The sequence below is a fragment of the Sandarakinorhabdus sp. genome, assembly GCF_031422795.1.
Classification (GTDB): domain Bacteria; phylum Pseudomonadota; class Alphaproteobacteria; order Sphingomonadales; family Sphingomonadaceae; genus Sandarakinorhabdus.
Genome location: NZ_JANPML010000171.1, coordinates 1 through 9301 on the forward strand (window position 1 = coordinate 1; position 9301 = coordinate 9301).

Consider the following 9301-nt stretch of genomic DNA (forward strand, 5'->3'; position numbering starts at 1 on the left):
CGTGTGGCCAAAATGACACGCGCCCTGCGACCAATTTGTTGAACAGTCCAATTAACCACCATTCTGGCCCAGAAAACGAATCGCCAGACCGCCGATTCGAATCAGTCCAGAGTGGAATCAGGCCCGTTCGGCGCGATTCGCTTGCCTGCGTGCCACCACCAGCAGCGTTGCGCACAGCACCAGCAGCGGGACAATTTGAACGGCAGGCAGCGGCGGCTGCAGGACAAGCCTGATCAGCATGCCCGTCAGGCAGGTCAGCCAGGCCAGCAGCAACAACCCCAGCCAATTACGACGATCCTGCCGCGCCAGATCGGGCATCAGCAAGGCGATCGCCGCGCCCAGCACCGGCAGATCATAATCATAGCCATAAGGCGACATCAGGGTGCTGGACATGATGGCGGCAGCCAGCAGCTGCCGCGGCGGCCACCCGCGCCGGCTGGCCAGCAGCAAGCCGCAGGCCAGAACCACGGCAAGGCCGATCTGCGCCGCCATCGCCAGCTGCGGATTCTTGGTCGCCACGAACAGGGCGGCGAACAGCGAGGTCATCCGGAAATACTGGTATCGCCCATCAAACAGATGATCACTGACGTTACCCATGACCGCAAAGAAATCCGGCCACACACGCACACCGAACAACAAAGTCGCCGCGGCCAGCGCCAGCCCGGCGACCAGAGCACCGGTGAACATGATCCGCCATTGGCCGCGCAGCAGCAGATAGAGGCCGATACCGGGCAGGAACTGCGGCTTTACCGTCAACAGGCCAAGCGGCACCCCGGCCAATGTATGCCCGGCTAGCGCCAGGCTGGCCAGCCACGTGGCCAGCGCACCGATCAGCAGGGCATTCTGCCCGATGAACAGGCAAAGCAGGATGGCTGGAAACAACATGGCCAGCACCATGCCGAAATGGACACCTGCCAGCCGCCGCAAGCTGAGCGTGTAACAAAGCAAGCTACCACCGCAGAACAACAGATAGCTCAGCCACAGTGGCAGCAACGCCAATAGCGCCGTGAACAGATTGAAATGCGGCGGATAGGGCCAGAACATGTGGCCGGGATTGCCGGTGAGCGCGCGCGTGTGGGCCCAGAAGCGTTGCGCATCATAGGCCGTGGCCAGATCGCCTGCCCAAGCCAATTGGCCGGCGATGTGAAAAATCTGGAAATCGATCAGTGCCTTGGGCCCCGGCAGCGTTTCCGCCGGCCACGCCAGATACAGGGCAACGCCGCCCATCAGAACGAAGCAAACCAGCAGCATCACGCCCGTGCCCAGCGGGCTGACCAGCGGCGTGGCATCCGCCGGCACGGCAGCAGGCAGGATATCACGGGGGCTGGTCATCATCTCGTCTCCAGTGAAAGGCCCGTTTTGAAGGCGCAACAGCCTGTTGGCAATTCACCCGGGATCGACGTTTGCCGGCCGCGTTCGGGCCAGCACCAGCAGCGCCGCGCACAGCAGCAGCACGGGCACCACCGCCAGCGCCGGCTGCGGTTCTGAAAAGACCGCCCTGATGATGAGCCCGGCAAAACAGGCCAGCCACGACAGCGGCAGCAGTGGCCAGGCCCGGCGGCCCCAGACCGCCAGATCGGGTGCCAGCAAGGCAATGGCCGCGCCCAGCACTGGCAGATCGTAATCATAGCCATAGGGCGTCATCACGGCGCTGGCCATCACGGCCGCTGCCATCAGATGGCGCGCAGGCCACGCCCGCCGCGCCGCCAGCCACAATCCCATCGCCAGCACGCCGGCCAGGCCAATCTGCCCGGCAAGCGCCAGGCCGGCATCGCGGGTGAGGGTGAACAGCGCCGCATAAAGCGAGGTCATGCGATAATATTGATACAGCCCGCGCGACAGATATTTGCTGAGTTCCCCCATCACATGGATGAAATCCAGCCACACGCCGCTGCCCAGCAGCAGCGTTGCCAGCGCCAGCGCCAGCGCCGCGACCAGCCCGCCGGCAAAAATGATCCGCCATTCGCCGCGCAACAACAGATACAGGCCGATGCCGGGCAGGAACTGCGGCTTTACGGTCAACAGGCCCAGCGGCACCCCGGCCAACGTGCGCGCCCCACTTGTACCCTCGGCCAGCGCGAAACTGGCCAGCCACGCCATCAGCCCGCCCACCAGAAACGCATTCTGGCCGATGCGGATGCAGATCATGATGGCCGGAAACAGCATGGCCAGCACCAGCGCATGCTGCCCGCCCGACAGGCGGCGCAGCGCCAGCCCGTAAAACAGCAGGCTGCCGCCGGTGAACACCCCATAACTGAGCCACAACGGCAGCAGCGCCAGCGGGGCCGTGACCAGGTTGAAATGCGGCGGATAGGGCCACAGCATGCGATCAGGGCTGCCGGTGAGCGCCTTTGTGTGCGCCCAGAACTGCACCGGATCATAAGCGGTGCCCAAATCGCCGGCCAAGGCCAGTTGCCCGGCAATATGGAACACCTGGAAATCCAGCAATTGCGGCGGGCCCTTGGGCGCCAACGCCGGCACCCCCAGTTGCAGCGCGATCAGCAGAATCTGGCCGGCAAAGGCCAAGCAAAGGACCAGCAACACCAAAGGGCTTAGCAACGGCGCCGCCGGGGTGGGTGGCGGATTCGGTTCGGCGTCTTTCATCGTCTGGCCAATTTCCACTGCACCGAACCATCATGTTCCCAGCCCATCGGGCTGCCATCGACATTGCGGGCCGGCACGAAGCGGGCACGGCGAACCAGCAGCGCACAGGTATCACGATCAAGCCCGCCATGCCCGCTGGAGCCGACAATGGCGCAACGTTCGACGCGACCGCCGGTATCGACGAACAGGCGATAGCGCACCAGGCCGGATTCGCCGCGCTGCACCGCGCCCGACGGATAGCTGCCGTCGGTAATCCAGTCATCTGCCATGCAGGGTTCGGCCACCATCGGGCCGGTGGTGGTGGCCGGCGGCGCACAGACGATAGCGCGCTCGGGGGGCGCTGCCGGCATAGGCACAGGTGGGGGCAGTGCGGCACGCGGCGCGGTGCCGACTGTCCAGCCGCCGCGCATCTGCAATGTGGTGGTGGCCGGCAGTCCGTTGGCGCTGCGAGCCGGACGATAGCGGGCGTTGGCCTTGAGCTGCGGGCACAGGCTTTGATCGAGCGGCACCAGCCCGGTGCCTTTGCGCAACCGGCAGGCCTGCACCCGGCCATTGGCGGCCACATCCAGTTCCACCGTGAAACGATAATCCCCCGGTGCCGCGCCCTTCAACTGCCCACCCGGCGCGATCCAATTGGCACTGCTGCCGATCGCCACCGGTGCCACAAGTGGCGGTTCGGGTGGCGGCGGCGAATCCACCAGCAGGCGCAGCATCAGGAACAGGCCGGTGGCGATGAAGAAGATCCGCAGCGGCCAATTTGTGCCCCCTGCCCGGCGATGCTGCCACACGGCCAACCCAGCGATCAGCATGCCGGTGATGAAGGGCGCTCGCGGCAGCCCGGTGGCGGGATCGATCAACAGATCGGTGGCGGACAGGTTGGACAACGTGCTGAGCACGCCGGGCATGCTGGGATCGACGCGGCTGAGCAATTCGAACAACAGCAGCGCCAGCCCGGCAAGGCCCACAGCCGGCACCGCCTGCCACCAGCCGCGCGCGGCGCGCAGGGCGATGAGCACTCCCAGCAGCGCCAGCGGCAACAGCGCCAGGCCGCGTTCAGGCCAACCCAGCGCCGCCAGCCCCAGCGCCAGCGCGCCATCACCTGCCGCCGCCAGCACCGGCAGCCAGGCCGCACGCGCGCCCAATCGGCGTTCGGCCAGCCACGTCAGTGCGTCACCGCCCTGCCACCAGGCCAAGGCCAGTGCCGCGCAGGCCAACACCCGCACCGGCGCGCCTGGATCAGCCTGCGGCCCGCCACCAATCATCAAAGCCAGGAACAGCCAGGCCGGCTGGCTGCGAACCAGCCCCGGAAACAGCTCTCGAAAAGCCAGCGGCTCCAGCCGGTCCAGCGCCAGCAGCAGCCAGATGCTGGCCGCCAGCACCGGCAACAGAAACACCGGCGTGATCAGCGGCAGTGCCGGCCACAGCGCCGCCAGCAGCGGCAGCGCGGCGATCGCCAGCGGCCAATGGCTGAAGTGCCAATCCGGCCGATCCCAATTGTCCAACCAGCGTTGCCGCCAGCGCAGCACGGCCAGCAGGCCAAACGGCGCGCCCCAGGCCAACAGGCCAATTCCCTGCTGCACCGGCTCTGGCCAGCCCGATGCTTTCAGCAGACCAACCAGCACCACCGCCGCCAGCGGGAACATGGTGATGATCATCCACAGCCGCAGCCGCGCCGCGCTGTGCCAATCGCGCCAGGCCGCCACCGCATCGGCATCAAGCCAATCGAGGATACCGGGCAATGGCCCATCAGCCAGGCCAAGGATGGTGCGCGCCTGATCTGGTGCCGACGAAAACATCGCGCCGAGGTGGCGCAACCAGCGCGCGCCCGGCGGCTTTGAAAGCGCCATATAGCCAACGTGCAGATCGGTGTGCGGCCGGGCAATGCCGGCAACAAATTCGCCTTCCTCGCGCCGCTGCAGCAGGCGAGCGATGCTGGGCGGGGTGCGATCACGCGGCAGATCATCCCAGATGAACTGGTCGATCGCCGGCACCACCAGCGGGTCGCTGGCCGGCAGGCTGGCCGCGATCAGGCCGGCCAGCCAGTTTTCGATGCCGGTGCGGGCCGCCACGCCGTCCAGCGCTGGCGCGGCCAACAGCGCGTCAAACGCAGCGCGCTGGCCATCGGGGCCGGCGGCGATGGCCGTGATCAGGGCTTCCTGCCGCTCGAACAGTTCCTCCTGTTCGGCCGCGACCAGCGGATTTTCGGGCGGCGGCTCAGCGGTGAATACCGGCGCCGGCGCTGCTGACGGCGGCAGATCTGCGGGCGGAGCTTCCGCGTCGTCATCCGGCCATTGCTGGCGCCACTGCAGCTGGTTCAGCGCTGCATCATGGGCTTCGCGCAATTGCATGAAGCCTTGCGGATCATCTTCCGGATTGGTGGTCTTCAGCAGCCGGGCATAGGCGCGGCGGATCTCGGCCCGGTCAGCCCCCGGCTTCAGCCCCAGAACCGTCCACGGGTTCACAACCAGGCGGGCCCTTCCAATTGGTCGAGCGCGGCGGTCAATTGTTCGCGGGCGGTATCGGCGGTGCGGGTGTCCTGCGTGGCCAGCGCGGCCTGAAAACCGTGGATGAGATGGCCGATCTCGTCGCGTCCAAAGCCCAGCGCGTTTTCCCACAGCCGTTCGGCGCGGGCCATGGCGGCGCGGTTGGCTTCGGTATCGCGCGGGTGCTGCTTCAGCGCGGCGAGCGCGGCGCGGCGGCGTTCCAGTTCTTTCGGGCTCACTTGGTCTTCGGGATCGGCGATCACCAGATTATGGGCGTCGCCGGTGCCCAGCACCTTCACATCCACCTCCAGCAGGCCGTTGATGTCATACGAAAATCGCACTTCGATCGGCTGCCCGGCCGGCCCGCGCGGCATCGGCACTTTCAATTCACCAATGCGGACATTTTCGGCCACCCGCCGCGCCTCGCCCTGATAAATGCCCAGCACGATCTCACGCTGATTGGCCTGCATTGTTTCATAGATATTGACCCGGCTGACCGGCACCGTGGTGTTGCGTTCGATGATCGGCGAGAAAATGCCGCTCTCGACGGCACCGCCGGGCAGGCGTTCGGCAATATCCACGCCCAGCGAATAGGGGCAGACATCGGTGAGCACGACTTCGCGCAGCGCCGCATCGCGCGCCTTCAGCCCGGCCTGCACGGCCGCGCCCAGCGCGACGGCTTCATCAGGGTTGATCGTGGAATTGGGAAAGCGCGCGAACATCCGCGCCACGGTGCGGCGCACCACCGGCATGCGGGTCGATCCGCCGATCAGAATGATTTCAGACAGGCTGTCGGGTGCGATATCGGCATCGCGCAAGGCGTGCAGCACTGGGGTTTTCAGCCGTTCCAGCAGCGGCTGCGCGGCGGCTTCAAACTGTTCGGCCGTCACCGTGTGCTGCCACATCGCGCCCTGCCATTGCAGTTCCATCATGGCTTCGCCGGCACTGGTCAGGCTGCGGCGGGCGCGTTCGGCGGCTTCGTTCAACTTGGCGGCCAATTGACGATCACCCCGGGCCGCCGTTTCCAGCCGCTTGTCGGATGTCGCCATCAGCCCGGCCAGCACCCCGTTGAAATCCTCGCCGCCCAGCCGGTTGTCGCCAGTCGACGCCCGCACCTCGATGACGCCTTCGAAAATCTCCAGCACCGATACGTCGAACGTGCCGCCGCCCAGATCAAACACCAGAAAGCGGGTTTCGCCATCGAGCTGGTGGATGCCATAGGCCAGCGCCGCGGCAGTCGGCTCGTTGATCAAGCGTTCAACCTTGAAGCCGGCCAGTTCGCCGGCGCGGCGCGTGGCCTTCCTTTGCTTGTCGTTGAAATAGGCCGGCACGGTGATCACCGCTTCGGTCACGGCCTCGCCCAGATGCGTCTCGGCATCTTCCTTCAGGCTGCGCAGCACCATCGCCGAGAGTTCTTCGGCGCCATATTCGGTCTTGCCCAGCGCAATGCGGTGCTGGCTGCCCATATAGCGTTTGAACGCGGTGGCAGTGAGGCCGGCATGGCTGGCCACGCGCTCACGCGCCGGGCGGCCCACCAGCAGCCGGCCATCATCATCAAGGCCCACCGCCGATGGCGTGAGCGTTTCGCCGAGCCGATTGGGGATCAGCCGCGCGGTGCCATCGGCCCAGTAGGCCGCAGCGCTGTTGGTGGTGCCAAGATCGATGCCGATGATCATGGCACAGGCATAGCGGGCCGCATCGCTGCTGCCAAACGTCTCTTATTGAGCCAGGGTTTTTACGGCCGCTGCGGCTGCCGAAGCGCGGTTCTCGATCCCCATCTTTTCGAAAATCTGTTCGAGATGCTTGTTCACGGTGCGCGGGGAAATGCCCAATATCTCCGAAATCTCGCGGTTGGCCTTGCCGCGGCTGATCCACAACAACACCTGGGATTCGCGCTCGGTCAGGCCGTGGCGCTGGGCCAGCAGCCTTTCATCGGCGCCTTCCAGCGTTTCGGTGATGCGGAAATGCCGTTCCTCGCCCTTGGTGGCGACGGCGGCAAATTCGATCCGGCCACCGGCAAAATCCTGCTTCACCCGGGCTTCACCCTTGGCCAGCCGCTGCAATTGGCCGGCCAGGGCGGGTGGCAGTTGCCCGCCCCCCTCCTTGCCAACGCCCACGCCGAAACGGGCGGCAAGAATGGCGGCGCTGCGCGGCGTGGTCCACAGCACGCGCCCCTCTCCATCCAAGGCCAGCAGCGGCCGGTTGCTGGAATCAAGCGCGCTCTGGGCACCGGCGGCGATGCGGGCGTTGCCCAGATGCACCTTCAGCCGCGCCAACAGTTCGGCCAGCACGATGGGCTTTTTCACATAATCGACGCCGCCGGCGGCCAATCCATCCAGCACGTTTTCGGTTTCGGTCAGGCCCGTCATGAAAATCACCGGCACGCCGGCCAGCGCCGGATCGGCCTTGATGCGGCGCGTGGTTTCAAAGCCGTCGATGCCCGGCATCACCGCATCCATCAGCACCAGATCCGGCAGTTCGGCGGCCAGGCTGGCCAGCGCCGTTTCGCCATCGCGGGCGATGCGCACGCCATAGCCTTCGCCTTCCAGCGTGTCGGTGAGAAAACGCAGCGAATCCGGCGCGTCGTCCACCACCAGGATGGTGGCATGATGGGTTTCGGTCATGGTGTCGGCTCCGAGTTTGCGGCCGCTGGCTGCTGTTCGGCGAGCAGCTTTTGAATGGCGGCAAGATCATATGCATCCAGCGCTGCGGTCAGGCGCGCAACCAGCGGGCCGGCATCGGGCACGGCGTGCGCCAAGGCCGCCAGCGCCGCCGCAAGCGCGCGCACATGGCCGGTGCGCGCCAGCTGCGCCAGTTCGGCAAGATGGGCGCGCGCCGCTTCGGGCAGGGCCTTGGCCGGCGCCGTTTCGGGCGCCGTTTCGGGGGCGCTGCCTTCATATATCCAGATCAGGCCAAGCTGGCGGCCCAGCATGCTGAACAGCAGTTGCTGATCCACCGGCTTCAGCACAAATCCATCATGGTCACCGGGGCCGGCCACGCCCACCAGTTCACTGGTGTTGCCCGATACCATCAAGATACCGATCTCGCGGCCAAAGCGGGCCCGCAGGCGGCGCGCCACTTCCCAGCCGCCCAGCCCCGGCATCGATACATCCAGCAGCACCAGATCGGGCCGGCCGAGTTCCGCCAAGGAAAGCCCGGCGCCGCCCGATCCGGCCACGAACAGGTTGAAGCCAATGGGGCGCAGCAATTCCTGCCACAGCGCCAACTGGCCGGGATCATCATCGATGGCCAAAATGGTGCGGCGGCGGCCTTCATAGGCGATCGGCAGGCCGCGAGCCTGATCGTCGGGCGGGGCGGAATTGGGCTGCGGCAACAACAGGCGCAACTGGAAACGGCTGCCAGCGCCGGGCTCGCTTTTTACCCCGATTTCGCCGCCCATGATCTGCGCCAGCATGCGCGACAGCGACAGGCCCAGCCCGATGCCCGGCGCCACGCCCGACGCACGGCCGCCGCCACGATCGAAAGGCTGGAAAATGCGTTCGACATCTTCGGGCGCGATGCCGATGCCGGTATCGGCCACTTCGAATTCCGCCACCATCGACCGATAGCGCACCGACAGCGTGACCCGGCCGGTTTCGGTATATTTGATGGCGTTGGAAAGCAGGTTGATCAGCACCTGGCGCAGGCGTCGTTCATCGGCCAGCACCCAGGTCGGCAGGTTGGCGGCCAAGCTGAAGACGAATTCCAGATCCTTGTTCTGCGCTTCGATGCGGAACATAGCGGCAACCTGTTCGACCAGCGCCCGCAGCGCCACCGTCTCGCGGTTCAGTTTCATCACGCCTGATTCGATACGGCTGATATCGAGCAGGCCTTCGACCAGATCAGCCAGATGCTCGGAACTGCGGCGGATGATTCGCCCGGCTTCGGTGGGCGTGATGGCGGCGCCGCGTTCCAGCAACTGGGCATAGCCGTGAATGGCGTTCAACGGCGTGCGGATTTCGTGGGACAGGCCCATCAGGAACTGTGTCTTGGCCTGGTTGGCCGCTTCGGCCACGGCGCGCGCCTGTTCCAGCGCTGCAATGCGGGCGGCGGGATCGACGTCAGCCGGATGGGAGCCAGCCGCGGTCATCGCCCTCCCTCCCTTGCTGCGCTCGTGCCGATTGGCTGCACCCGTTGAAATCCTGCTTGTTCGCAACTGCAGCAATATCTCTAAACCGATGTGCCGCAGTTGCAAATCATGCCACGCCGGGCAA

Annotated in this window: 6 protein-coding genes; all 6 read right to left on the minus strand. The window is 66.0% G+C overall.

The features are described from left to right. Positions 1-117: 117 nt before the first annotated feature. From RMO81_RS06285 to RMO81_RS06310, 6 genes are read right to left on the minus strand one after another with little or no spacing between them, the layout of a single operon-like run. Positions 118-1335, minus strand: a complete 1218-nt coding sequence (locus RMO81_RS06285) for a glycosyltransferase family 87 protein (RefSeq protein WP_310474931.1) — start codon at positions 1333-1335, stop codon at positions 118-120. Between the two features lie 51 nt (positions 1336-1386). Then, the gene (locus RMO81_RS06290; protein ID WP_310474932.1) at positions 1387-2544 is read right to left on the minus strand and encodes a glycosyltransferase family 87 protein; all 1158 of its coding nucleotides are present in this window, start codon (positions 2542-2544) and stop codon (positions 1387-1389) included. Positions 2545-2600: 56 nt separating this feature from the next. Continuing rightward, the gene (locus tag RMO81_RS06295) at positions 2601-5066 is read right to left on the minus strand and encodes a TonB family protein (RefSeq protein ID WP_310474933.1); all 2466 of its coding nucleotides are present in this window, start codon (positions 5064-5066) and stop codon (positions 2601-2603) included. Further along, positions 5063-6763 (minus strand): molecular chaperone HscC, encoded by a 1701-nt coding sequence (locus RMO81_RS06300; protein ID WP_310474934.1) that lies wholly within the window; start codon positions 6761-6763, stop codon positions 5063-5065. The genes RMO81_RS06295 and RMO81_RS06300 overlap by 4 nt, the downstream gene beginning before the upstream one ends. 42 nt (positions 6764-6805) lie before the next feature. After that, positions 6806-7711 carry a response regulator transcription factor gene (locus RMO81_RS06305; RefSeq protein WP_310474935.1) on the minus strand — a complete coding sequence of 302 codons (906 nt, stop codon included), beginning with the start codon at positions 7709-7711 and terminating at the stop codon, positions 6806-6808. Continuing rightward, a complete protein-coding gene (locus RMO81_RS06310) occupies positions 7708-9177 on the minus strand; it encodes an ATP-binding protein (RefSeq protein WP_310474936.1) in 1470 nt (489 codons plus the stop codon). Before RMO81_RS06310 ends, RMO81_RS06305 begins: the two co-directional genes overlap by 4 nt. Positions 9178-9301: the final 124 nt, after the last annotated feature.

Bases quoted from the DNA above. Each gene is read 5' to 3' on its own strand.
- RMO81_RS06300 (WP_310474934.1), bottom strand. From the start codon at position 6,763: ATGATCATCGGCATCGATCTTGGCACCACCAACAGCGCTGCGGCCTAC.
- RMO81_RS06310 (WP_310474936.1), bottom strand. From the start codon at position 9,177: ATGACCGCGGCTGGCTCCCATCCGGCTGACGTCGATCCCGCCGCCCGC.
- RMO81_RS06285 (WP_310474931.1), bottom strand. From the start codon at position 1,335: ATGATGACCAGCCCCCGTGATATCCTGCCTGCTGCCGTGCCGGCGGAT.
- RMO81_RS06305 (WP_310474935.1), bottom strand. From the start codon at position 7,711: ATGACCGAAACCCATCATGCCACCATCCTGGTGGTGGACGACGCGCCG.